This window comes from Eubacterium sp. 3_1_31 (genome assembly GCF_964249515.1).
GTDB classification, from domain to species: domain Bacteria; phylum Bacillota_I; class Bacilli_A; order Erysipelotrichales; family Erysipelotrichaceae; genus Longicatena; species Longicatena caecimuris.
The window spans coordinates 43,526-67,813 of record NZ_CAXUBY010000015.1 but is presented as its reverse complement, the minus strand read 5'-3'; the positions used below and the strand labels follow the sequence as shown (position 1 = coordinate 67,813).

Genomic DNA, 24,288 nt, shown 5'->3' with positions numbered 1-24,288 from the left:
TACAAGACGATTGTGTAAGGAAAAACCCTTTTGATTTCAAGTTAAGTGAAGTCCTAGAAAATGATACCAAAGAGAAAATCGCATTGACAGAGGAACAGGAACAAGCCTTACTCTCATTCATCAAGACGGACAATGTGTATCACAAGTATTATGATGATGTGCTGATACTGCTAAAGACAGGACTTCGTATCTCGGAACTGTGCGGACTGACAGTAGCCGATATTGATTTCAAGAATGAAGTTGTGATTATCGACCACCAGTTATTAAAGAGTAAGGAACAGGGCTATTATATTGAAACGCCTAAAACAAAGAGCGGAATAAGGCAAGTGCCATTAAGCAGAGAAACGATACAGGCATTTCAACGGGTTATGAAGAAACGCCCAAAGGCAGAACCATTTGTGATAGACGGACGGGGCAACTTCTTATTTGTCAATCCCAAAGGCAAGCCTAAAGTTGCGATTGATTACAATATGCTTTTTGTCCGTATGGTAAAGAAATACAACAAGCACCATAAGGATAACCCTTTGCCACATATCACACCACATACGCTACGCCATACATTCTGCACAAGATTGGCAAGCAAGAACATGAACCCGAAAGATTTACAGTATATCATGGGGCATTCAAATATCAGTATCACAATGAACTGGTATGCTCATGCGTCCATAGATACCGCAAAATCAGAGGTTCAGCGTCTAATCGCATAAGAAGTATTTACCACGATTTTAACCACGCTTGATAGCGAAAATATAAGAAGATAGACCTAGATATGTGAGGTTTACCACAAAAGCAAAATGCCCGTAGAGCCCATAAAATAAGGCTTTGCGGACATTTAAGAAGATATAAAAAGATAGTTAAAAAGACATATATAATTTCATTTAAATCAAAGAACAAGTCTATGACCTCTACATAATTATCTTTAAATTCCTTTACTAATACAGAAAGTGGATCGTCTAATAAATATTGATGTCCTTGAGAATAATATCTACCTCCAAAATATAGTGTCAAAGGTTCTTGCTGTCCATTTTCTAATTGAACAATAGTTTCACTTTTCAATAATGACATTTTTTTACGTGATTTACTGTATGTTGCGAAAACCTCAGCACCATAACCTTTTCTTTCCTTTAATAAAATTTGATCCAAAGTATCTAATGCCGTATATGTGAAATCAGGGGTACTTTTTAGAAACTCTTTGGTTAATTCTCCAGCTAAAATAGTACCTATATGATTTTGCATCATTTCTTTCAAAAACAAAGCATTGCTGCTAATAGCAATCAAGGAATAGGATTCACATTTAGCAATACTTAATATTTCTTGTAACAAAGAGGAGATATCAAAGTACTCTATTGTATCTTGTGTTTTTTCAACATCGTTATTCCAAAAATCTTTAACCTTAAACACTTTGACATCTTTCAATATAGATGTAAATGGATATTCAAGATAATCTTGACATAGAGAATCCATATCCAAAATGATTGCTTGAATGTTATCTGCATCAGTCCATTTCCACATCACTGATTTCCTCCATATCTGATTTATTGAATAGATCAAGTAATAATTCATTTTTGTTCAGAATTTCTAAAACTTCTTTTAATGTACGAAATGCAAACGCACCTTTTAAAACATATTTAGTGGGCCATTTGATTAGTGGATTATTAATAGCAGACTGGGGAATTAACACATCTCGTCCTTGTTTTAAGGCATAGTCTGCTTGTTTTAAAGCACCACTTGTTTCACCAGCTTCCATTATGATTGTTGCCAATGATATACCACTCATCGTTGCATTACGGGTAGGAAAATTCCATCTGTTTACAACATTACATGGTGGAAATTGAGAAACAACCAATCCCTTTTTTTCTATTTCCATCTGGAGATTTCTATTTTCTTTCGGATAATACTGGTTGATTGGAGTACCAATGACTGCAATCGTTCTTCCTCCATATTTTAGTGCCGAACGGTGTGTTGCAGTATCAATTCCTTTTGCCAAACCTGCATTGACTACAATGTTTCTTTGAATTAACGATTTAACTATTCTTTCAGTCTTTTCCATTGAATCCAAAGATGCATTCCTACTTCCCACAACACATACTGATTTTTCAGCAAGTAAATGAACATTTCCCTTTAAAAAAAGATAGGGTGCAGCTTCTTTAGTTTCTGCAAGCAGCTTAGAATAAATGTCATCACCTTTTTTCACAAGAACAACATCATTTGGCAATGATAGAAAACTCTCTTTTACTCTAGTGTATTTGTTATAAAAATCTTTCTCACTGACTTTTAAAAGAGATGATAGTAAAGGAATATTTATTGGCAGTCCTCTATGAAAATCGAAATTATTAACTTTTTGAATCTGTTCTATAAACTGGCAAGTACGTTTATCGTTGTTATTGAAATACTGTTGAATTGTATAATAAAGGATAGCATCACGGACAAAAGAGTTGTTTATATCAAAACAATCTGCATTTTGGGGATTGGCTTTATTAGATACATTTACAATTTTACGTTTTTCCAAATCGCTTTTCAAAAAAAGCATAACAGATTTACTAACTTTTATGGGATCAATTCTTTTTTCATGAACAAGCTGATTTAATCTCTGTGTCGAAATATTCAAATATTCCGCTGCTTCACTAGATGTAAAAATATTTTGCATTAATTCCATAATCTCTTTTCTTTCCATCTAACTCGCTTCCTCTCTGTTTAGATATATTGTACTATTACTCTTGATGATTATCAAGAGAGTAATGAAAGCTGACAATAAAATATTTTACATCAAGGGTATAGGGATTATCCCTAGAAAAGGGGAAGGAGGGAGGATGCCTACATGGCTATCCGTATCCAGTGCTTGCTGGTATAGTGTATTTACATTCGAATAATTATACATTGCAGGTATATCTAAAAATATCATTTTTATCTCTTAATAATGTTAATAAAATAAGTTAACCATTACTTCTAGTTTAATTATTTTTGATGTTTAATAATTCTATTACTGGAGCATTCTTTATACCATTTGGAATAATTGGATTATCATTCTTCGATATGGAACAAGCTTCAATATCTTGTTTGCTTATTTTATAAGCATCTTTTATATTTACTTCTTTTATCTTTATTTCAAGATTCCATAAAGGCGTTATTTCATTATTATTCTTTAACACAGCAGGAAAAATATATATTTTAGGATTGTTCCCATTAGATATAATATCTTCTAGAATTCGAAAGTTATTGTCGTTATCGCAATTCATTGTATGGATTCTTGAAGGTGAACTGATAATAATTTTTTCTTTTTTATCTTTAGGTAATTCTACCTTTCCAGTAACCATTATTCGATAATCATATTTTCTGCTTTTATCAATTCCTTTTATGAAAGAAATAATAATTTTCCCGAATTTATCATCAGTTGTTGCAACATTAATCAAATCTTGAAAAACTCTTTTAGCACCACCTTCTTGCTGAAACAAAAATCCAATTTTTATAAAATTTTTGTTATTTAAATCTCCTAAATACATTACTCCTTTCCAAACAGCCGAATCCCAATGATTGCTTTTTATAAGTCCTGGTGAATAGAAATCATCTTGTGATATATTTTCAAAAAGTTTTTTCTCAGGTTCGCTATATACAATATTTTTATCATCATTAAAAGGATTAATAGTTTCTTCCACTTTTCGTTTTATTTCAATGCCATTATACCATTCACAAGTTCTATTAATCCTATGAATAGCAAATTCTTCACATTCACTACCAAAAATTTTATTAAGATTATAAAGGCTATTTGTATGATTTAGTCCTCTTTCAAATGTCTCATCATCTTTCAGCATTTTTTCTAATGTTTTTTTAAAATCGTCATAAATGAAACCTACAGCTAGGATATTAACTAATAATTCATAAAGAGTATTAGTTATAATTTTATGATTGTCCACAGAAATATCATATAAATTTAATGAATCTAAAATTATCGTATAAGTGTCTATACCGTCAAAAGAATATCTCATACTGAATTTTCCTGTATTTTTTTCTTCTAAGATAATAATGATATCTCCCCGCATAAAAGTTTTATAGAAGAACATTGTGGCAAATGTATTTTCTAATAATGCGATTAAAAATTCAGCGAATCTATGCAATAATTTTGTTGAAATAAATTTAATACATATAATATTGCCATTTAATGATGATGTAATTTCACTGCTTCTTTTGTTTATATATGATGGACTAGGTAATTCTTGATATAAAGAATCCTCGTAAAAACTTCTGACTAATTCATCAACTTTCGTCTTATCATTTTCACATTCATTTAATAATTGATTATCATATTCACCTATCACATATTTTGCCATTACCTCAGATGTGATTAATTCATTCTTTTTACAAATATGAATGATTTTATCCATTATTTGAAAGTCATCAAATTTTGTGCTTAAAATTTCTGATGAAATCAAAGCATCTCTTTGTATCAAAAATTCATGTTCTTTTTCCAAATCTATTTGCTCATTTTTCTCAAACAAGATATTCAAGAATAAATTTTTTATATCTATCCATTGTATTGATGCCTCTACATTACCCATTTGGATTTCAATATCTATTACACGATTTACAATTTTGATCCAGAATGGATCCATAATATTTTCTCTTAAAAAAATATCTAAAGCTAATGTAATTGAAGCAATATAATAATTTTTGGCAGCATAATATAAACCAATCGAATCAAAATTTCCTCCAATATTAACATAAGTTTCAAGAAGTTTATCATCTGTTTCATTTTTATATAGGAGTGTTAAACATTTACCTAATAAATTAATAGCATTGTAATAATTTGAGTTTGATGATAAAAGTTTTGCTTTTTTCACATACATTTTTGCTCTTTGTATTTCACCTTGCCTATTTGTTAATTTATCTGTAATGGTTTCATATAGGCAATTATAATTTTCATTATCATTGTAAACAGGTAGCAATACTTCAATCATTTTTGCTAACTCTACAAAGTTGTATTCTTTAAACTTTTCTGCTTCTTCGGCTATTGCTGTCAGTTGCCCAAATTGAGAATCAACATCATCATTTAGCGTTATTTTAATAATACAAATTTTAGTCTTAGCCATTAATTGAGTAACACGGCTTATTGAATTTTCTTTCTCATATAATAAACTTAGCAGCTTTTCTGTTTTATCTTTTGTTTTTTCATAATTTCTTTCGTTTCTTGTAAAGTAAAGTGTCCATAAATTTGTTAAATCCATAATTTCATCCAAATTCTTTCCTTCTAAGACTTTGGATTCATATTCACTATACCATTTTTCAAAGTTTTCAGTATCATTTAACCACCAATGATAATACCATGCTAAATTATACAAATTTTCGTTTTCAGATTTATGATTTCCTTTTTTTCCTGAAAGTCTTAAAGCCCGTTCGAATTTACCAACAACCACATCTTCATTTTCTTCTAAATCTCTGCTTAAGATTGCAGATTCATTAGCAAGATCTAGAACATCTTGATTAAGTATTCCAGACGATGAATACTCACTTAAACGTTTCTCTACCTCTTCAAGCCGTTTTTGCTTTTTCATATCATTTATACCAATTTGTTTTTCTTTAACAAGTGTAGTGATGTTTAAAATTTTCAGCAAATCTAAATTTTTATCTTGTAACACCTTATCTAAAATCCAAGTTTTATCAAATATAGTTACCTCTATGCCTGTCTCTTCTTTTTTCAAATCCTGATACTCTAATCTAATATTATTTTTGATTGCTTGGTTTGTGACAAAGAATATTTTAGTATATCCGCGTTTGGTTTCAATTATTTTTTTTATATCTGAATTACATTTTGATTTCCAATCTTTTTTTAAACTAAATGCAAAAGCCCACTTATCATTAGTAGGATTAAGCCCATACCACCAAAATATTTGTTTATTAGGAGATACGGAGTAATTTTCAGTATCAACTTTACCATCACCACCACCTGCTGGACCTGTTTCTTCTATTAAATTTGGGCAAATTTCTCGTTCTAACAACTTTCGTATAAACTCTTCGAAGTCAAAATGCTTATTTTGCTCAGATAATCTTGAAATTGAAAAATCTAAAAAATCTCTAGGACATTCAATTTTGTCTATTACTTTAGAGTCAGAAAATTGATCAGGATGCAATTTTCTTAATAATTCTTTCGGTTCCATAATTTCCTCCCTGTGTTATCAATAATAGGTCATATGATTAAAAAAATCTTTATATTTATTATGAATTTTTTAAATTTTACTATTATAATCCACTAACTATAGTTTATCACATTTACATAACATATTAAAGGGAACATAAGATTCATATCGCTACTTATATATATCTATGCTCTCTTAAGAAAGTTCATCTTTATTAGAGTCTTTTGTTTTCTTAACTTTTGATTTTGACCTAAAAATCCATAATCTTATACTAAGGCTATCATTTCTATCTTTATAATACTGGGGTGGTTCATCATAGCATTTGTACGTAAGCATCTTAATTCCATATTTTCTATAATAATTTTTATAGCCATTCGTCCTGTACAATCTAAATCCAAATGAAATATGATATTGTCAACCAGAGGATGATCTATTAAAAATTGATTCAGTGCAACAGAAATTTTAATTTCTTTGTTTTCATTTTTTAAACAATAAATTCTAGTTAACGAAAGAATATGATCTTGATTAAACTTCTTATTTTCTAAAGTAAGCAGTGTAGCTTGAGATAACACATCAATCGGTGCTTCACATACATGTACTATACGGCAATTAGGATCAGATTCTATACAAAAAGAAAATCTCTTATCACTTCCAGTAGCGTCACCTATGAAGTTATTATTTATACCTCTCAATGCAATATGTCGCATCCTCTGCGTTTCTTTTTCATACCCTACAAATTCTATATTACTAAATATTCTATCTGTTTCAAGATTATGGTAAACAGACCGATAAATAAGATAGTGAGTGATACAATAATAAATGACATCGTATGAAATTCTTTGGCTCAATAAATAATAGATTGCCATTTGATTATCTTTTTCAGGCAATGGCTTTTGTAATTTCCGATCTCTTTCTTTTTCTGAATAAGGAATGTATTTTGGTTCTTTTAATGATAGGCTTCTTGCAATTAATTCAGCTGCTTCCATAAATGAATAACCGTCGACTTTGATTAAAAAATCTAATGCTAATCTGCCTCCGATTTCCATAGACTGTCAATTCCATAATCCATTCGATATATGCAAACTATCATGATCTCTTATACAAAAAGTATTATGTGATATCTTTTTTAATCGCTCTGACTGATAATTTAACAAGTAAGTAAGTAAATCAACTTTCTTGATTTTGTTTAATAATTCAAGCTTGATATAAGACATATTCGATATTTAGATTGCGTAGAACATATGTAATCTTTTTCTTCAAAAGAAAAAAGGGAAACAAAGGATATTTAAATTATTGTGGGATGGGTTCTTTTGTTCATTTCACAAAAAACCTTTCGTTGTAGAATATCGTTGTCAAACATTATTCTTAACGAAAGGAGTAGTTTTCCACTATGGATATTATAACAGATTTATTGAATATACCTCAAAAAGATGTTTTATCCTCTTCTCGAAGTGAAAACGGTTCTTTGATTATCGATATTACTCTCGTATCTAAAAAGTTTAGCTGTCCTTCCTGTGGTTTTTCTCCTACACATATTAAAGACTATAAAACTAAATCTATTACCCATTCTGCGCTGAACAGCCGTTCTTGTCTGATCCGCTATCGTGCCAGACACTTTGTGTGCGCTATATGTGGCAGATATTTTTTGAATCAAATCCCTTCCTGCCTTCCGGGCATACTATAAGCAGCCTTTAAAAAAGAAGTAATTTATTCATTTCCGAACCTTATTACTTCTTTTTTGAAACCCCACGTTAATTTAGAGCCCGAAACAAGTCCCTTTTCACATAACTATCCATTTAAACAGCTTTAAATACCTCTATGTTCATTACTTTTTGTTGTCAACACACTCCACATCCAGAAATCACTGATGCCATCCAGAATTAACAAAGAGCCGGACCATATCGAAACGATTCCAGTTTCCTCTAAAGGCAAAAATAAAATTAATAAGGAACAAAAAATAGTAAAGATACTGATCCCCATGGCAATATTGCCACTACGTTTTTCTAAATAACGAATGCGTTTCGATAAAGCAATATCCTTTATGCCATGTAATAAAGTCACAAAGGCTATAACATTGGGAATATCCTGTTCCACTTCTTGTGGTAAGGTCAATGCCCAAATTCCTAAAAAACTTATCAGAATCCCATTTATTAAAGAAGATATCGAAAAGATATGCTTTTCTTCTTCTATGATGAAGAGAAATAAATGCGGTATTCCTTGTATCAACAGAATGAGTCCTAACAGATAACAGGTTGAATAATGCACCTGATCACGTATAACGATCAACACTAATCCCATGGCAGCCCATAGCATCGCCGATAAAAAACTGTTTGTTTTCCATTTACTGAGATAAGATTCAGTAATCAGCTGCGGCACCTTCATATGTGATTCCTCCTTATGCTTTATATCTTTTTATTTTACCACGAACTTCATGAATGAGAAAGTGTTTTTCAGCAGTTATCTGTTTAAAAAATCATCAGCTAAATTTAACCTAAAAAATAGCCATCTGTTAAAGAGGATGGCTATTTATCAATTACTGTTGCGTTTCTTTTTCTTTCTTTCGTTTTTTCCAAAAGAACAATAAGATCAGAAACAGAAGGCAACCTGCTCCTGCCGCAAGATATCCTATATTACTATGATCATTACCGAACAAACCTGCTAACGGTGTTTTATTCTCTTCTTCTTTTTCCGTTTTTATTTCATCTTTCGTATTCCCATTTACTGCATCTGTTTCCTTATCAACGGTTTGCTCTTGTCCACTCACTTGGCTAGTTTCTGTACCGGTTGTCTGTTGCGTTTGTTGATTTTGATTTGCATTCTTATCCACAGCATCTTTATCTATCAGTTTATATACAAATTTGAAGACATGATGTTCCTTATCAACAATGACCTTTCTTTGTTTTTCTTTGCTTTCATATCCTGCAATTACCTTTGCTCTAAGTGTGACTTCATTGCCTTCCTCTGCCACCATCGTTCTTTGTGTCGCAATATCAACACCTATCTCATTTACATAGTGAACTGTGTAACGGATACCGGATACCACAGCAGCATATCTGGCCACATAGACTTCTTTTCCATTTACCAAAGAGCCAACTTCAGGCAATTGTTTATTCCAGCCGACAAATACATAGCCATCTTTTGCTTCTACCTGTGGTTCATCAGGAAATTTGCTATTTTCCTCTACGGTATAGGTTACACTCTTTTGTCCTTCTACCGTACCATTCACACCACCGCGAAAACTGATTTCATAACTTGCTGCCTGTACCACACATATATTCATACATAAGAGACAGCTAAAAAGGAAAGAACAAAGTTTCATAGCTTTATGCATGCTCATCATCCCTTTCTTTTCTTCTCTTAACCAATAACAAAATTACGAATACGGCACTTCCTAAAAATACTGCAAGGATGGCCCCAAGTCGCGTAACATCGCCTGTTTTAACACCAGTAATATTGGCGATGGTATCAATCACCTTATCCACCGGTTTATTTTCATCAAATTCCACACTGAATACCAGCCCCAGATCACCCTGTGTTCCCTGATAGGTGTTATCCATAGAGGTTCCATCCAGATGAACTTGAATTTCTACCGTACTGCTTTCCCCTTTTTTTAACTTCTTTAACAAATAGTTTTCTTCTAATGTAGGTATTCCTTTCGCTTTCGGCCCTCCTACACGCGCTTTAAAGAAAGTTTCAGAATTATTCAAAAACGTTACATCATATACAACGTCCTTCCCTAAGGTTTTAGAGTTTTCAGCTTTCACATAATAACTCATTTCGCGATAATCCTGATTGGTCAGCTGAATCACAAATGTTCTGGTTTCACCAGGCATCATATCCTCAAATCCCTTGGTATTATTTTCTTGAACGATGAATTCATTTGCATCACCATCAAACACAAGTCCTTGTGTTTCATTGGCATGGATAGGCATTAAAAATAACATAAACAACAGTATACCTGGTATGATACATAACTTTTTCATATATAGCATCCTCCTTACTGTTCTTCAATGGAAGTGATATTGCCCTGCTTATCAAAAGTAGCTTCAATTCCCCATTCAGCTAAAATAGCCTCTTGTGCAACGACATCTTGAATAGCATCTGCCTGCAAATGCAGGTAAGCCTGATATTCCTGATATTCTTCACCTTTAATATCTTCACTTAACACAATACGATCAATTACATTATCAGATTGATCTTGTGGCAAAATGGGTTTCTTATAATAGAAATATACTATTTCATGATTGCTTGCTTTGCCATCATCCAAAATAATCCAATTTTCTGGTTGCGCTGTCACCAGTTGAATTAAGGATGCATCACTACCCTTTACTTTTTTGCCATCACGATCTTTCCAGTAACGTGTTGCGGTGATTCTCACATATAAATTCTTTTCTTTTACATTCTTCACACATACTTCACGATGCAATGCATCATTGGGCATCACGTTTTTAAAGGTATAGCCTTCAGCTGTCATTTCTGCTCTTGTATCATCTGTATGATCAATTAATTCGATACCGAGTGTCTTCGCACTGATAGGAGTACTGACTCCTTTTTCTTTACGGAAAAAAGCCAAGGAACCTTGATATACAAAAACCAATAAAAGAAGAGCTGCTATTGCAAGTAAGACTTTTTTCTTCATCGCTACCCCTCCTGTTCGATTACACCTTTCTACATATATACTATAGTAAACAAAAGTCACAGACAAGTCACAAAGCTAATAGATACATGTAAAATATTACGATGTTTTTGATGATGCATTGTTCTTTCTGTGAATTCTATTTTATCGAAAAAGGAAACGCCATAACGATTTGTCCTATGCGTTCCCTTATGTACCCTTACCTAATTGTTATAATTATCAGGCGTTACCGGAGTTGTACCATCACTCATGAACCAACCCGTAATGAATCCATCTTCATCCATGGCCGGTGTAAAGTTATCGGCCTGAATAGCCTCTGCTGTAACATCCATGCTGATGGAACGATTAGCCATTTCTTTGCCCCATGTTTCTGGAATCTTAACTTCGCTAAAGAATTTCACCGTATTATTTGGTGCTACAGGTTCCACTTTATTCTTATAGTAATAATAGCCATCAGCACCTTTTTTCCATAATGTCATATCCATATTTGTATTGGCAATCAAAGCCTCTGTATAGCCAGCAGGCAATGCGGTTTCATCATCACTTGTTACATTAATCTTACAACGAATGTAGGCTGCTTTAGAGCCTTCTTTGATTGTGATCGTAGGGTCTTTTTCAATAACCTGATTAGGTGTTACATCCGTAATTTCTTTATTCGGATGATTCTTATCATATTCAGGCTCTTCTAAATTAATATCGACATCCCCCATCGTAATCGTATTTTCTGCAACCTTTGAATCCGTAAAGTATGCCAAAGTACCTCCTGTAATGCCTGCAACTGCTAATACACCAATGAATGCTAACGCGAGCATTTTTTTATTTTTCACCATCTTCATTTTCTCCTTTTCTCATTTATTTGTTAATAGCTTCAAAATCTTTAAAATCTTCAAATACTGTTTTCACTGCCAAGATGCTGTCCATGCCATCCATATTATCCGCTTGTGCAAAATAACCTTTTACATTTATCTGGAAGTGATGCATTGCCAGATCATTGGTTTCTCCTGCTTCTGGATAAACGGCATGTTCGTTGATTTTTACATTCGTAAATACTGGAACTGTTTTATTCTCAACATTGTTTTCATCTGGATGTAAAGCTTTTTTATAAATTGCCAGTGTGTGATCGGCATTGAAATACCAATCATTTGTATTCCAATCAATTTCTGCGAATTTGTTTAATGCCGCATAAGATGTCACAGCTGTATCATTTTCAACACCTGTATATTCAATTTTAACAGCAGCATATGCAGGTACGTTTGAAGTGTTTTTCAACTGAGGGTCTTTCGCAATTGTCTGACCTGGGGTAAAGTTTTGTGCATCCTGTTTACCTGTAGCCTCAATATCACATGTTTCTCCTTCAAAGCATTCGCCATCCCAATGTGGCTCTTTGATTTCCCCATTTACATTGTCACCAAAGGTAAATGTATTTTCAACTGGGCCAGTTTGAAACTGCAAATATGCATAGGTTCCACCTACCGCAAGAATTCCAACCAAAGCCAGTGATACTCCTAATTTTGTTCTCTTCTTCATCATTTTTTCCTCCTGTTTCTATAAACTTACTTGGCTGTATAGCTGTTTTCGCCATCTGCCAAATGGGCATTTACTAAATTAACCAATTCCGTTTTCGCTGTTGCTTCATCAACACCGGTTGCCTGCATCGCAAAGCCTTTTACAACAACTTCAAACTTTGGCAATGTAAAGACATCGGTTTTTACAAGATCACCTTGCTCATTAGCGATGTAATAATCAACGCTAGTATTAACTTCTTCATTTTTTACATCAATCGGATTCTTATCTTTATCATAAATAGTCGTCGTTTCATACTCTGTTTTAATTACTTCTTTAATGCCGGTATTTACCTTTAGGGCATCAAACACTGTAGGATTAGTTGTAGTATGAGGTGCTACCTGCTGTGAAAACATATACACATCACTTGTATTATTGCTTGCTATTTTGATCCAAGCAGGATTTACACCATTCTGATAATTACCTTCAGAACCATAGACAATGCTGGCATATTTTTCAAACTCTGCTGCCGATACTTTTTTCTTGTCGTTATCTACATAATCCAACTTCACAGCTACCCAAATGCTTTCTGTATCACTATTGTTTACCATGCCCGGATTTTTTGTGATAACCTGTCCAGGATAATAATTGCTTGCGATATCGTCATGGAATTCTGTTTCGGTAATCTCCGTTTGAATATCCTTGCTACTTGTAAATGTATTGACTTTATCTTCTGTCACATGGTTTAAATACGCAAGTGTTGCTCCAATGCCAACACCACATGCTAAGGCTAATGCCAATGCTGTACCGAAAAATTTTTTATTTGCTTTCATTTTACTTTCCTCCCAGGATTTCCTTATCCTTGTGCTAATTCAATTAATGCCTGCCTAGCTGCATCTTCGCTGACTCCATCGCTTTGTACCGCATAGCCAGTTACCTTGATACTAAAAGTCGGCCACATATTCTTACTGTTTGGTGTTAAATCTTTATTAACAATAACGGATGAGAATAACGGTTCGGTTATATTCTTACCAGCAGTTGTATCCAATGTTCTTGTATACATATATAACTCTTCGATAGCCGCATGATCTGAAATTTTCACGAAATTAGGATTAACTTCGTCGTTTTGATAAGCGGTTTTCGCATATTTTTTCTGGAAATCAGCTTTCCCAATTGCCTTACCATTTTCATCAAAGTACTGTACTTTCATGGCAACCCATTCACTTAGACCATCGCTTGTGTTTTTAACCATGGGATCTTTACTGATTACATTCCCCGGCAGATAGTTCTCAGCCATCTGTAATCCGCTGTTTTCCATGCCCGGTTTTACACTTGTACCCGGAAGGATATCCGTAGGGTAGGTATCATCAAATGTATAGCCATCCCACTGTGGTTCACGCAGTTCCAATGACAAATTCTTATCAGATGCAAATACATTCGTAACACTTTCGGTTACATGACTTAGTAATGCAAATGTCATTCCTGCGGATAACGCTATTATCATAATCGTTGCGATTGCTACTTTATGTATTGTTTTTTTCATGCCCATCCTGTGACCTCCTTTCTTTTGACACTCCTATTATCCATTTAGGTAGTCACATAATGGTAACAAGAAAAAAGATTTTTATATTTTTTTCTAGAAAAAAACCACATCTTCCTTAGATATGGCTTTCTTTCTTATCTTATTTATACACGAATAAGCGTGTTTAAGATTGCTTTGGTATTTGCATCTTTATAAGATCAAGGGTTGTCGGAAGCTTTTGCAAAGCATTAAAATCCTCCATGCCCCAAACCTTGTTCATGGTAGCCTGATCCGCTTCAATCGCATCTGCTAAGACCTTAATTTCCACCTGATATGCAGATGGAACATCCGTAACTTTCACGCTTTTTAACAAATCTTGCGTCTTGGCATCAGGTGCTACTTTTTCCGTGTAATAAAACGTTTTTGTGGCCTCATCATATTTCCACAAGGATGAATTACTGAATGTGGCAATGACCTTAACCTTATCATCGTAGGTATAAGTCGCATCGCTCGTATTTTTCAAAGCCGTCACAAAGCGTACTCTTATGTAGGCAGCCTTTGTCGGATACTCTGTAGTATTCACATTCTGAATGCTTACTGCCTTTTCATAAGAACCATTGCCAATGGTATGTAAATTATTTTCTTCACCATCTTCATAACGCGTTGTTGCGCCATTTTCAAGAATAGCGATATTCACTTTCTGTTCAATAGCCGCTCCCCCGGTAAAGTTATTTACCGATGTCTGCGATTTTTGCGAAAGAAGGGCAAACGTTATTCCACAACTTACACACAAAAGAATGAGAATACCAATCAACCATTGTGTTTTTTTATGTAGATTCTTCATGTTAATTTGCTCCTTTCTCCTTTTTATCAAACAGACTTCCTATATAAGACAATACAAAGACCAAGATGATTGCGCCTATCAACAGAATGATTCCTGTTTGACTGCTTATGTAAACAGCGAGATATCCTAAAACCGGTATGGAGAAGGAAAATGCTTTGCCGACAAGATTCGCTGATGTCACCAAGCCTCCATCCTCACTATGATTCGCATCGCCCTTAGTTTTCAATCCTTCTTTTGTCACTTGTGTCACTCGATGCGTTACCACAGTATCTCCATTGCCAATCTTAAATGTTACGATATCATCCTTTTCAAAATCTGTGATTTCGGCATCTTTTACAAAAACTAAGCTACCCACATGAAAATGAGGCTCCATGCTTCCGCTCAACACGGCCATTGTCTGTATACCAAATAGTCTTGGGACGAAGAAGATGCAGGCAAGAATTACGACGACAATCAGTAGAAGCGTAGATAATATATTCGATATCTTTTTCATAAGTTTCCCCTTTTCTAGTTCAGTAAGTTGATAGCCGCAGCTACATCGCCTATTACATCTTTTAAGGTGTTGTTAAGATTGTTTGTAAAATAAGATTTTCTTGGATTATCTTTGATATCCGCTATCTTCGTACCTTCTTCAACACCGTAATACATGCCATGTTCTTGACCAATAAACAGTAATTCATTATTCGTTATATTCTGTTCATCATTATCCGATTGGGCAACCAACTGATACTTCCAGGACCAGTTCGTTTCTTCTATCACCGTATAATAGCCTTTTTTCAGACCTTTCACGGATATGGTTTTACTAGTTTCGTTTGTATTGGCAGAAAAATTAATTGCCTGATAGAATACCTCTACCGGTTTTTCATCTTCTTTTTTCAATCTTCTTTCAATACGGAAAATAAAGCTTTGATTTGCCTTTATTTGTTTCTCTGATGTATAAGCTTCTTTGATGGTTTTCGTTATATCCAACTGCCCTTTTACCTTCTTAAGCGTATACACCCATTTCGCACTGACACGATTGGTCGTGTATTCTTCATCAGACTCTGTATTCGGTATATACGTACATAATATCGTCTTACTATCGCCCTTGGTTTCAACCGAATACAGAAAGATACCTGCTTTTCGGTCATCAAAACTATAGGTTTTTTCAATCTTTGTTGCATCATCACTTAACAGTTGTTTAAATTCATCAGAAGTTAACGGTGGAATCGTTACCTCACCTGATGCGGTAAAGGCAGGCCGTTTATTTTCAAATATAGCAGCATAATCTTCTTCTTCACCATAGAAAATAATTTCACTATTCTCCCCACCCGTCAGCGTTAGCTCTTTCACATTTACCACCGGTTTATCAAATTCGATAATTTTTGTAGTATCGCCATCAGGTATTTCAATCTGGGAGCCATTGCCATTTGTCGTGACTTCATTATTCCCCATAAATGCATCTTTCGCCTGTACCTTAATATTTACTGACCAGGTACTATCTCCGGTAGTAATCAACTGATTTTCCCATGTGACAAACCAGCCGTTTTCATCCTGTCCAACAGTTCCGATAATGCCTTCACCACCAAGGATCTTATCGCCGACATGTAATGGGTTGCCTTGCTCATCAATCAAAGTGAAATGAGGATCAATATAGTCCGTTATTTTCGCATGAATTGATGCAGCTCCCACTTCATCACTGATAATTTGTAATAAATCATAAATATCCGTCATATTATCTGTACTTAAAAATTGATCAGGACTGGAAGCTATCTTATTTTTCATAAAATCTTTATCCGCTTCACCCGCACAAACAGCATAGGTTAAGCTTACTTTTTTCAAAGCTTTGGCAGCATCCACAGCCGCCTGTTCTGCGATATCCTTTGGTAAACTTGGCGCACCATCGGAAAAGACAATGCTATAACAGTTATTAGAAGAAGGAGTATTGTCAATTTGCTTTTTTGCCATCGTTAATCCATCTGCCATATTGGTTCCTTGATATGGTGTACCAGAGCATTTTAATATCGTCTGCAACAATTCTTCTTTATTTTTTCCAACATTAACAAATCCCTTTGTTACATCTGTAGCATTATTGCCAAATGTGATAATAGATACATTGCTATCCGCATTCATCCCTTTCACAAAACTTGATACTGCATCTATTAGAACACTGGAACGATCACAATACACTACGGGATATTTAGCAACGATCTCATTTGTCAGCGTTTTTGCACCACTGGTACTAACCGTCCCATTCTTCTTAATGTCGATGTATTTCCATTCCTCACTGGTATTGTCATAAAATAAAAGTGTATTATTATCTGTACTGATAACCCCATAAACATTTCCATTTTGATAAAAATGTGATGCTAAACACTCTTTAATCTGTTTCGTATATTCCGCTTCATTATCAAATGCGGTAAAAGTTATTCCCTGAGAATATTGTATATCCTGTGTCAATTTATATGGTTTGGTAAAATAAATGGCCTTTTTATTTAATTTGTTTACATCATTAAGTGTATGGAGAGGAGTTGCGGCATCTGTCGATAACATACTTCCTGAAGTATCTAAAACAAATTGGACATCCATGTTTTCTACCGTCGTTACCTCATTATTTTTATATCCTGCGCTTAAATGAATATTATATGTACGCTTCTCCCAATCGACAATCGTCGATGTCTTATTGTGTTCAACTAAATCATCAATGTCCAATCGTTTGTTTTTATACGTTATCATCGTTGGTAAGGTTTCGCTAGCGACAAATACCGTTGATTTTTTATCAGATGAAACCTTAAAGTTCTCATCATTCATTTTTATGCTAGTTTCATATCGCGCACCGCTTAATTGCTTGATATATACCTCTTGGCCACTGAATTTCGTAACATCAATTTGAAGTTCTCGTCCAACTTTCGCCCGCAAGATTCCATCATCTAACGTCGTCAAGGAAGTAGCTTTACCATCAATGATCAAATCATATGAAAGCATTTGTTTGATAGGCTCATTTGTATGCGCATCGAACAATTGATATTTATAGGTCTTTTTCAATTCTGTCTCTTGTTCTGCAGCACTCAATCCTGTAGGGTCTAACGCATTTTTTAAAATTAATGTTTTCTTGCTTGGATTCTTAGGTTTTACATATATATCAATGAAATCAGCGCCTTTATTATCTCCTGTAAGGTGCAGCGTTACCTTCCCTTCATTTACAGGAAGTAATGTTCCATTTGCAACCGTATTTTTATCATAGTTCATAAACCCAAGTTTCTTTGTTACAACTTTTTCGATTTCATATGTATTGCTCAATAGTCCCATTTCTAAAGGTATTTGCATATTATACGTATTGAATCGATAAAAACTACCATTGTTTGCAGGATACGTTTTTGTATCTTCCAAGCCATATACATGAATCTTGATTGAATTCGCAAATCCATAAGCATATATTGTGTAAGGATAATTACGCATTTCTATCTGCAGTGTCTCGATATCTCCGATGGGATCGGTGACTCTTGGCATTGGCGTTCTTAAAACATAGGTACTAAAATGTGTTGTTTCAAATGAAAGCGAACCATCCTTAGCCTGTATGGCCTTCATATTTTCAACGTTCTTATGATCAGGATCAACATGATAGACATCGACCTCTTGTGTTTGTTCGATATTCACAAAAGAAACCTTTACTTCTCCCGCCGGCTGTATGATATTTCCTTTATCATCTTTTAAGGTGATATCATATGCTTGAATTTCGCTTTCTTCTTGCAAAACAGTTTCTAAAACCGTATTCACTTTCACAAGCTCTGCTTTTGGCAACTCTTCAACCAGCACCTTTTTACCATTTGCCAACGTCACACTGTCTCCTTGAACGACAACTTTTACACCATTATGTATTTCTGATGTCAGTGTTACAGGCACCATCTGATCTTCCATTTCTTTTTCTTCTGAAACCGGCGTTACTTCCTTTGCCGCTTCTTTTGTATTTTCAGAAAGCACGGTTTTATCATCTGAGGTTTCTTCTGTTGCATCCGTTTGATCATTTACCGTCTCTTCCACAACCTGGGCCATTGCTTCATTGGCAAACAAAAATCCTTCACGATTGCAAAAGGCACTTAATATCATGACACAACTCATACATATTGCGAAAGAGCACAACAGTTTCTTTTTCATATATTACATCCTCCTTGCCATTCTTTACTATATATTTTACAAATATGGATATGATACTTTCTTACGCTATCATATTATCAAAACAAAGTCACAGAGCGGTCACATATGAAAGAGTGTTATGATATAACATACGAAAATCAGATGGCTGGCATCTGATTTCGGGAGGTATCTTAACTAAGTTCTAATTCTTTTACTTCACAAAGCAACTTCACTTTACAAGTTGGATCATAGATATGAAAATTCTCATTAATACGATTCATGACCATAATGCCGGTATCATAATTACATGTAGGCAATAGGACAATAAACTGGGTCATGCTAAATCGTGATATTACATCGCCACTACGCAAAGAAATGCTTAAAATATGCTGCAAGTTTTTCATTGCGCGATCAATTAAATTTAAATACATCTTACTTCCTTTAGGAATGTTGAGCATTGGTTTCACCGTAATCAAACCGCAATAAACAGAAATACCTAACCTTTTCGCCTGACGCGCTTGTAAGCTATAAATATTTTGGAATACGCCATACTCACAATAATACGCACCATTGGGAGAGCCTTCTGCTTGGATGTTGCTTTGAATCTTTTGCAAATCCAGCTCCTGTTCCTTTTGGTCTTTCAACATCTCCTGATAAAGATTTTTTAATTCATTATCCGGTTGTATACCTAACTGTGAATAAAGCAAATCTACCGTCTGTTTGTAGTGATGCATCGCCAATTTCTTCTTACCTTGACAAAGATAAGACTTAATTAGGTAATAATGAATCTTTTCATCTAATGTTTCAAATTTCAATGCCCGATTACATAGTTTTTCAATCGTGTCATATAAATGCTCTTCATCATAAATAGCGGACAAATCTTTAATAATGGAATGATACAACGATTGAAAATATGTTGCTGATGTAAGAATCACATGATCGCCGCTTAATTTAGGCAAAAAAGGGCCCCGATATATATTCACACAGCGCTCTAGATACTCCTTTTTTTCATCTCTGTCTTTTGCTGCCTTAGCTTCATGAAAAGAAGCTTCAAAAATTTCAAAATCTAATTCACACAAGATATCCGGATTCCATCCATAAGCCCCGCGTTTGGTAACGATAAAGTCATCTCTTTTTAAAGTATCTTTGAGCGTAACTCTTAAACGATATACTAAATTTTTCAGCGCTCCGATTGGATTGTTACTTTCTCCTTTTTGCCAAAGAAAGTCACATAACTCACTACCCTCAATAATTCGTGTATGATTCATCAAAAAATATACCAGCAATTTCGCAATCTTGTCCGAATGAAAATCATGACTGCTGACAAGATTTTGTCGATAACGAAGTACCAAATCCTCAAACATTTGTACTTTCACGACCTCTGTTTCAGGCATACCCATAATCATCCTTCTTTCATACTCCTAGCATCTGAATCCTTTTTCCATCTCGTAATATTTTATCATATATTCGTCATATTTTGAAAAAATATCGATAACTTTTTTAATATCTCTTTTCACGTTTTTAATCTTACCCATTAATTTTTTTTAATCTTGTGCGAAATCACCTCATTTAGCTAAAAATGTTTTCTTTTTGGATATAATATGAAATCAATTGTATGAAAGAAAAAGATTTTGACAACTTGTGAATTGTAAGAAATACTTCATAAGTAATTACAAGGATTATGGTATAATTTGCTTACAAATTTGATGAGGAGGACAACTATGAAATTAGGGGAAAGTATTCGCAATACGAAAAAAACCATCACGAGTATTCTTTTTTTAATGCTCATCATCGCATTGATCTTCTTTGCGGGAATGAAATTTGCCGACCGTAACAGTGAACCTGAAATATCATCAACCGCGCTTGCCCAGCAACTGCAAGAGGTCAATGAACTAGCTGTTTTAGATTATAATTATACGAAAGTAGGAAAATTCGAGAATTCGTTAAAACTGAATGGCTGGAGCATTCCACTTACTAAGAAAAGCTTTTTATTAACGTACGCAGGTAGAATACAGGCCGGTGTTGATATGAGCGCTATGGAAGTAAATGTGAAAGGCAAGAAAATTCTTGTAACACTTCCCGAAGTTCGCATTCTCAATAATGTTTTAGATGAAAAAAGTATCGAAGTCTATGATGAAACTAAAAATATTTTCAATCCTATCAGTATCAACGATTATAAAACCTTTGCTACTAAACAAAAAGAGCGTGTTGAAGATGAAGCTATTGAAAATGGCTTATTGAGCGAGGCTGCCACCAAGGCCCAATCCACAATTCGTAAGTTCTTACAAATGATTCCGGAAATTAAAGATGATTATACCATTGAAGTTACCTTTAAAAAATAAAACGCGTTTTCCTATATTGCTAAAAAGGAGCCGAACAAGATGACACATCTTATTGACTCCTTTTTTCTATTACACTGTACCATATGCAACATCTAAAGCTTGTTTAATATCTTGTATCAACGTATCGGGATGTTCTAATCCGGCATACATGCGAACGTGTGTTAATTTTAAGCCACGTTTTACTATATCCTCTTGATTTTTCCCTTTATATACCGGCAATGCCAAACTTTCAAAACCACCCCAGCTTACACCTAATGTAAATACCTGCAACGCATTTACGAATGTCTTTAATTTTTCTAAATCATCATCTGCTAAATCGATTGCAAATAAACTTCCATATCCGGTTAAATATTTATCCGCCAACGCTTTTTGTTTCGCATCTCCGCAATATGGATGATGAATTTTCTCAATGCGCTTATCCTCGCGTAAAGCATCAATTACCTTTTGTATCGTTTCATGCACATTGCGCATACGTACAGGCAATGTACGCAAACCACGCAGGGCTAAGAAAGCATTCATTGGACTGCATGTTGCCCCCAGATATAAATATCCTTTTTCTTCAATTTGCGAAATGATTTCTTTCCGGCTGATAATCGCCCCACAGACAATATCGGAATGTCCGCCAACATATTTTGAACATGAATGAATCACCACATCAATGCCATGATCTAAGGGATGCTGATAAAGCGGTGATGCCCATGTATTATCAATTACGGTGACGATTTCTTTAGTTTTTGCAAAAGCAGCTAATTTCTGTAAATCAATCATTTCAAATTTTTGACTGGATGGACTTTCAAAGTAAATCATGCGGGTATGTTCTTGTACACGCTTTATAATCTCATCTACATCCGTTGTATTCACAACCTCACAACTTACGCCATACTTTTCAAAATAGCGTACCAATGACACGGTTGCCCCATACACCGTATTAACAAGCAACACATGATCTTGGGCTTTGAGCAATGTGATAATGGCAGCTGAAATGGCACCCATTCCTGATGCGAATACTTTACAGCGTTCCCCATGTTCCAAGACTGCCAGTTTTTCTTCCAACAATCCTACCGTTGGATTTGTGCCTCTGGTATATACATAAGAATCAAATTCATTGCTGCAGCCATAGGCAAAATCTTCAAAGTCTTCAAAGAAGAAAGAAGAAGTCATCACAATTTCCGGAGCCATTGCATGATATTGACGCTGACGCTTTTCTACTTCATTACATATATTTTCTATATATTCCATACTCTTACGCCCCTTCGATACGATACATGCGTTCATGCAGATGAATAAATTTTTCAGCTAAGATCTGCACGGTTTCTGCTGCCATCATCTGATCTTCTGCATGAATCAAAAGCAAGCGAATATCGATTTTTTCCTGATTGGCTTCTTTGGTAATGAGCTGCGCATGAATACGATGTCCCTCATGAAAACAAGAATCCCCTTCTGCCATCAAGGCTTTGGCTTTATCGTAATCATCTTGCTCTGCAGCTCCTATGGCTTCCATATAACAACTTTTCGCACTTCCGGCAAAACTGATGATTTGAAAACAGACGGCTTCAATTCCTTCCATATTAGCCAATCTCCTTTTTCACAACTTCCAGCACACCTTTGCCATCCATCATGCCATACATTGCCATATCGATGGTCATGACCTTACAGCTCGCCTCTTGTTTAACCTTTGCTTCCTGGAAACGAATCTGCGGTCCTAACAGGATGATATCTGCACTATCTTTTACTTGATTTAATTCATTGATTGAATAAGCATGAATATCACATGCATACTCCATCTGCGCAGCCGCCTTTTCCATAGCTTTTACTAAGATGCTTGTAGATGCTCCCTGAGAACATAATAAGACGATTTTTTTCATTTATGCCAACTCCTTTTTCTCTGCTTCTTCTTTTTCTGCTTCTTCTTTGATAAACTGATGATCTAACGCTTTGGTAAATGGCATGTAAATCAATACAGTCAATGCAACGATAACGATCTGTACAACTGCACCTTGCCATCCGCAAACTAAGAAACCACTGAATAAGAATGGTGTTGCCCATGGTGCCTGCACATTAGTAAATAATGGCATAAATCCGATATTCATAGCTAGATAGACAATCAGACAAGATAAGACCGGTGTAAGAATCATCGGAATCAGCATAAGGGGACTAAATACGGTTGGCGTGGCAAAAGTAACCGGTTCAGAAATATTGAATAAGGATGGTACAAAGGCCACTTTACTTACCGCCTTCATACGTTTACTGCGTGCGGCAATTAACATAGAAATTGTTAAACCGATCATCATACCGGCACCGCCAATTGTTAAGAATTGATCCAACATTTGTACCGTACCATAACTTCCGGTTGCACTTGTCAGATTTCCGGCATCTGCCAATACTTGATTGCTTGCAGCATTGGCATACAATAATGGATAAATCAAAGAGTTGATAACAGTAGGATGAATACCTGCCCACCATAATAAACCATTTAACAAGGCTACGATTACCATGGCCCATGGCTGTGAGATGATGACCTGCAATGGCAGCTGAATCAAGCTGAAGATAGCTTCCGGTAAGGATCCGGAAATAACCATACAAACACCATTGATGATCAGCATGACAGAAACAATCAATACGCCTGGAATTAATGCAGTAAACGCATTGATTACCATGGTTGGTACACTATCCGGCATTTTGATGGTCGCATTCTTTTTAATACAGAAACGGAAGATTTCCACCGTGATAAACGATGTGATAATAGCAGTCAGAATACCTTTTGTACCTAACCAGTCAAATTGCAAGATTCTTGTCGCAACTTCACCGGATTCTAAGGTTAATGTTTTCGGTGATACGACAACATAAGATACCAGCCCTAACACGGTGACCGTTAGTTTATCAAGTTCATAACTTTCAGATAATTTGTAAGATAAGGTACCAGCTAATAATAACCCCATTAAATTAAAGGTTGCACGATATGCTGGAGAAATAAAATCTGCCCAGTTTTCTCCAAAGATACCATTCATGAATTCCGCATAACCTGGAATTGGAAAGTCAGTAATCAACATGAATACCGTACCAATGATTGTTAACGGCATCAGTGCAAAGAAAGCACTTCGAAAAGCTTGGAAATATCGTGTATTTGTAATGACAGCTACTTTAGGGGTCAGCCATCCTTCTACCCATTTCAAAATCATATAATTTACCTCCATATGAGT

The 24,288-nt window shown here is 34.8% G+C and carries 23 protein-coding genes; 3 read left to right on the top strand and 20 right to left on the bottom strand.

The window, feature by feature from the left end:
- The coding region (locus ACESSZ_RS08065; protein WP_499842736.1) for a site-specific integrase at window positions 1-707 on the top strand (707 nt) is incomplete at its 5' end.
- Between the two features lie 7 nt (window positions 708-714).
- On the opposite strand, the gene ACESSZ_RS08060 is transcribed toward ACESSZ_RS08065, so the two are convergent.
- From ACESSZ_RS08060 to ACESSZ_RS08045, 4 genes are all read right to left on the bottom strand, one after another.
- Complete coding sequence (locus tag ACESSZ_RS08060; protein WP_499842735.1) at window positions 715-1,512, bottom strand: hypothetical protein; 798 nt, start codon at window positions 1,510-1,512, stop codon at window positions 715-717.
- Window positions 1,496-2,674 (bottom strand): DNA-protecting protein DprA, encoded by a 1,179-nt coding sequence (locus tag ACESSZ_RS08055; protein ID WP_008979769.1) that lies wholly within the window; start codon window positions 2,672-2,674, stop codon window positions 1,496-1,498. The genes ACESSZ_RS08060 and ACESSZ_RS08055 overlap by 17 nt, the downstream gene beginning before the upstream one ends.
- Before the next feature lie 277 nt (window positions 2,675-2,951).
- Window positions 2,952-6,149 carry a hypothetical protein gene (locus ACESSZ_RS08050; protein ID WP_120136701.1) on the bottom strand — a complete coding sequence of 1,066 codons (3,198 nt, stop codon included), beginning with the start codon at window positions 6,147-6,149 and terminating at the stop codon, window positions 2,952-2,954.
- Between the two features lie 245 nt (window positions 6,150-6,394).
- On the bottom strand, window positions 6,395-7,174 hold the full coding sequence (locus tag ACESSZ_RS08045; protein ID WP_270757385.1) for a hypothetical protein: 780 nt from the start codon (window positions 7,172-7,174) through the stop codon (window positions 6,395-6,397).
- A gap of 344 nt (window positions 7,175-7,518) precedes the next feature.
- Here ACESSZ_RS08045 and ACESSZ_RS08040 point away from each other — a divergent pair, with 344 nt between their 5' ends.
- Entirely contained in the window at window positions 7,519-7,812 is a 294-nt protein-coding gene (locus tag ACESSZ_RS08040; protein WP_207900989.1) for a transposase, read from the top strand.
- Window positions 7,813-7,934: 122 nt separating this feature from the next.
- On the opposite strand, the gene ACESSZ_RS08035 is transcribed toward ACESSZ_RS08040, so the two are convergent.
- The 12 genes from ACESSZ_RS08035 to ACESSZ_RS07980 all read right to left on the bottom strand — a co-directional run bounded on the left by ACESSZ_RS08035 (window position 7,935) and on the right by ACESSZ_RS07980 (window position 20,146).
- Window positions 7,935-8,510, bottom strand: coding sequence for a DUF308 domain-containing protein (locus tag ACESSZ_RS08035; RefSeq protein WP_008690680.1), 576 nt, complete (start codon window positions 8,508-8,510; stop codon window positions 7,935-7,937).
- A gap of 151 nt (window positions 8,511-8,661) precedes the next feature.
- Window positions 8,662-9,408 carry a MucBP domain-containing protein gene (locus ACESSZ_RS08030; RefSeq protein WP_165877194.1) on the bottom strand — a complete coding sequence of 249 codons (747 nt, stop codon included), beginning with the start codon at window positions 9,406-9,408 and terminating at the stop codon, window positions 8,662-8,664.
- Between the two features lie 43 nt (window positions 9,409-9,451).
- Complete coding sequence (locus ACESSZ_RS08025; RefSeq protein ID WP_120136657.1) at window positions 9,452-10,111, bottom strand: hypothetical protein; 660 nt, start codon at window positions 10,109-10,111, stop codon at window positions 9,452-9,454.
- 14 nt (window positions 10,112-10,125) lie between these two features.
- A complete protein-coding gene (locus ACESSZ_RS08020; RefSeq protein WP_008979773.1) occupies window positions 10,126-10,767 on the bottom strand; it encodes a hypothetical protein in 642 nt (213 codons plus the stop codon).
- Window positions 10,768-10,967: 200 nt separating this feature from the next.
- Window positions 10,968-11,594 carry a SipW-dependent-type signal peptide-containing protein gene (locus tag ACESSZ_RS08015; protein WP_270373455.1) on the bottom strand — a complete coding sequence of 209 codons (627 nt, stop codon included), beginning with the start codon at window positions 11,592-11,594 and terminating at the stop codon, window positions 10,968-10,970.
- A 22-nt stretch (window positions 11,595-11,616) separates the two neighbouring features.
- A complete protein-coding gene (locus ACESSZ_RS08010) occupies window positions 11,617-12,291 on the bottom strand; it encodes a hypothetical protein (RefSeq protein ID WP_120136659.1) in 675 nt (224 codons plus the stop codon).
- 26 nt (window positions 12,292-12,317) lie between these two features.
- Complete coding sequence (locus ACESSZ_RS08005; protein WP_120136660.1) at window positions 12,318-13,100, bottom strand: SipW-dependent-type signal peptide-containing protein; 783 nt, start codon at window positions 13,098-13,100, stop codon at window positions 12,318-12,320.
- A 23-nt stretch (window positions 13,101-13,123) separates the two neighbouring features.
- Window positions 13,124-13,816: a hypothetical protein gene (locus ACESSZ_RS08000; RefSeq protein WP_120136661.1), complete on the bottom strand. Its 693-nt coding sequence runs from the start codon at window positions 13,814-13,816 to the stop codon at window positions 13,124-13,126.
- A gap of 157 nt (window positions 13,817-13,973) precedes the next feature.
- A complete protein-coding gene (locus tag ACESSZ_RS07995) occupies window positions 13,974-14,633 on the bottom strand; it encodes a hypothetical protein (protein ID WP_120136662.1) in 660 nt (219 codons plus the stop codon).
- Between the two features lies 1 nt (window position 14,634).
- The gene (locus ACESSZ_RS07990; protein ID WP_120136663.1) at window positions 14,635-15,126 is read right to left on the bottom strand and encodes a signal peptidase I; all 492 of its coding nucleotides are present in this window, start codon (window positions 15,124-15,126) and stop codon (window positions 14,635-14,637) included.
- 14 nt (window positions 15,127-15,140) lie between these two features.
- On the bottom strand, window positions 15,141-18,767 hold the full coding sequence (locus ACESSZ_RS07985; RefSeq protein ID WP_120136664.1) for a vWA domain-containing protein: 3,627 nt from the start codon (window positions 18,765-18,767) through the stop codon (window positions 15,141-15,143).
- Window positions 18,768-18,937: 170 nt separating this feature from the next.
- On the bottom strand, window positions 18,938-20,146 hold the full coding sequence (locus tag ACESSZ_RS07980; RefSeq protein WP_196028867.1) for an AfsR/SARP family transcriptional regulator: 1,209 nt from the start codon (window positions 20,144-20,146) through the stop codon (window positions 18,938-18,940).
- 321 nt (window positions 20,147-20,467) lie between these two features.
- On the opposite strand from ACESSZ_RS07980, the gene ACESSZ_RS07975 reads away from it, so the two are divergent.
- Window positions 20,468-21,088: a DUF4230 domain-containing protein gene (locus tag ACESSZ_RS07975; protein ID WP_008979782.1), complete on the top strand. Its 621-nt coding sequence runs from the start codon at window positions 20,468-20,470 to the stop codon at window positions 21,086-21,088.
- A 69-nt stretch (window positions 21,089-21,157) separates the two neighbouring features.
- Here ACESSZ_RS07975 and ACESSZ_RS07970 read toward each other — a convergent pair whose 3' ends face one another.
- Genes ACESSZ_RS07970 through ACESSZ_RS07955 form a run of 4 tightly spaced genes read right to left on the bottom strand, consistent with a single transcriptional unit; the run spans window position 21,158 to window position 24,267 of the window.
- Complete coding sequence (locus ACESSZ_RS07970) at window positions 21,158-22,327, bottom strand: trans-sulfuration enzyme family protein (protein WP_119983271.1); 1,170 nt, start codon at window positions 22,325-22,327, stop codon at window positions 21,158-21,160.
- A gap of 4 nt (window positions 22,328-22,331) precedes the next feature.
- On the bottom strand, window positions 22,332-22,655 hold the full coding sequence (locus ACESSZ_RS07965; RefSeq protein ID WP_008979784.1) for a PTS sugar transporter subunit IIA: 324 nt from the start codon (window positions 22,653-22,655) through the stop codon (window positions 22,332-22,334).
- A gap of 1 nt (window position 22,656) precedes the next feature.
- Window positions 22,657-22,953 (bottom strand): PTS sugar transporter subunit IIB, encoded by a 297-nt coding sequence (locus ACESSZ_RS07960; protein ID WP_008690671.1) that lies wholly within the window; start codon window positions 22,951-22,953, stop codon window positions 22,657-22,659.
- Window positions 22,954-24,267, bottom strand: a complete 1,314-nt coding sequence (locus tag ACESSZ_RS07955; protein ID WP_119983270.1) for a PTS sugar transporter subunit IIC — start codon at window positions 24,265-24,267, stop codon at window positions 22,954-22,956.
- Window positions 24,268-24,288: the final 21 nt, after the last annotated feature.

Excerpts from the sequence above, each read along its gene's own strand:
- ACESSZ_RS08040 (WP_207900989.1), top strand. The coding sequence starts at position 7,519 with ATGGATATTATAACAGATTTATTGAATATACCTCAAAAAGATGTTTTA.
- ACESSZ_RS07990 (WP_120136663.1), bottom strand. The coding sequence starts at position 15,126 with ATGAAAAAGATATCGAATATATTATCTACGCTTCTACTGATTGTCGTC.
- ACESSZ_RS08005 (WP_120136660.1), bottom strand. The coding sequence starts at position 13,100 with ATGAAAGCAAATAAAAAATTTTTCGGTACAGCATTGGCATTAGCCTTA.
- ACESSZ_RS08010 (WP_120136659.1), bottom strand. The coding sequence starts at position 12,291 with ATGAAGAAGAGAACAAAATTAGGAGTATCACTGGCTTTGGTTGGAATT.
- ACESSZ_RS07995 (WP_120136662.1), bottom strand. The coding sequence starts at position 14,633 with ATGAAGAATCTACATAAAAAAACACAATGGTTGATTGGTATTCTCATT.
- ACESSZ_RS07960 (WP_008690671.1), bottom strand. The coding sequence starts at position 22,953 with ATGAAAAAAATCGTCTTATTATGTTCTCAGGGAGCATCTACAAGCATC.
- ACESSZ_RS07980 (WP_196028867.1), bottom strand. The coding sequence starts at position 20,146 with ATGGGTATGCCTGAAACAGAGGTCGTGAAAGTACAAATGTTTGAGGAT.
- ACESSZ_RS07985 (WP_120136664.1), bottom strand. The coding sequence starts at position 18,767 with ATGAAAAAGAAACTGTTGTGCTCTTTCGCAATATGTATGAGTTGTGTC.
- ACESSZ_RS08020 (WP_008979773.1), bottom strand. The coding sequence starts at position 10,767 with ATGAAGAAAAAAGTCTTACTTGCAATAGCAGCTCTTCTTTTATTGGTT.
- ACESSZ_RS08060 (WP_499842735.1), bottom strand. The coding sequence starts at position 1,512 with ATGTGGAAATGGACTGATGCAGATAACATTCAAGCAATCATTTTGGAT.
- ACESSZ_RS08055 (WP_008979769.1), bottom strand. The coding sequence starts at position 2,674 with ATGGAAAGAAAAGAGATTATGGAATTAATGCAAAATATTTTTACATCT.
- ACESSZ_RS07975 (WP_008979782.1), top strand. The coding sequence starts at position 20,468 with ATGAAATTAGGGGAAAGTATTCGCAATACGAAAAAAACCATCACGAGT.
- ACESSZ_RS07965 (WP_008979784.1), bottom strand. The coding sequence starts at position 22,655 with ATGGAAGGAATTGAAGCCGTCTGTTTTCAAATCATCAGTTTTGCCGGA.
- ACESSZ_RS08030 (WP_165877194.1), bottom strand. The coding sequence starts at position 9,408 with ATGAATATATGTGTGGTACAGGCAGCAAGTTATGAAATCAGTTTTCGC.
- ACESSZ_RS08025 (WP_120136657.1), bottom strand. The coding sequence starts at position 10,111 with ATGAAAAAGTTATGTATCATACCAGGTATACTGTTGTTTATGTTATTT.
- ACESSZ_RS08035 (WP_008690680.1), bottom strand. The coding sequence starts at position 8,510 with ATGAAGGTGCCGCAGCTGATTACTGAATCTTATCTCAGTAAATGGAAA.
- ACESSZ_RS08000 (WP_120136661.1), bottom strand. The coding sequence starts at position 13,816 with ATGGGCATGAAAAAAACAATACATAAAGTAGCAATCGCAACGATTATG.
- ACESSZ_RS08015 (WP_270373455.1), bottom strand. The coding sequence starts at position 11,594 with ATGGTGAAAAATAAAAAAATGCTCGCGTTAGCATTCATTGGTGTATTA.
- ACESSZ_RS08050 (WP_120136701.1), bottom strand. The coding sequence starts at position 6,149 with ATGGAACCGAAAGAATTATTAAGAAAATTGCATCCTGATCAATTTTCT.
- ACESSZ_RS08045 (WP_270757385.1), bottom strand. The coding sequence starts at position 7,174 with ATGGAAATCGGAGGCAGATTAGCATTAGATTTTTTAATCAAAGTCGAC.
- ACESSZ_RS07955 (WP_119983270.1), bottom strand. The coding sequence starts at position 24,267 with ATGATTTTGAAATGGGTAGAAGGATGGCTGACCCCTAAAGTAGCTGTC.
- ACESSZ_RS07970 (WP_119983271.1), bottom strand. The coding sequence starts at position 22,327 with ATGGAATATATAGAAAATATATGTAATGAAGTAGAAAAGCGTCAGCGT.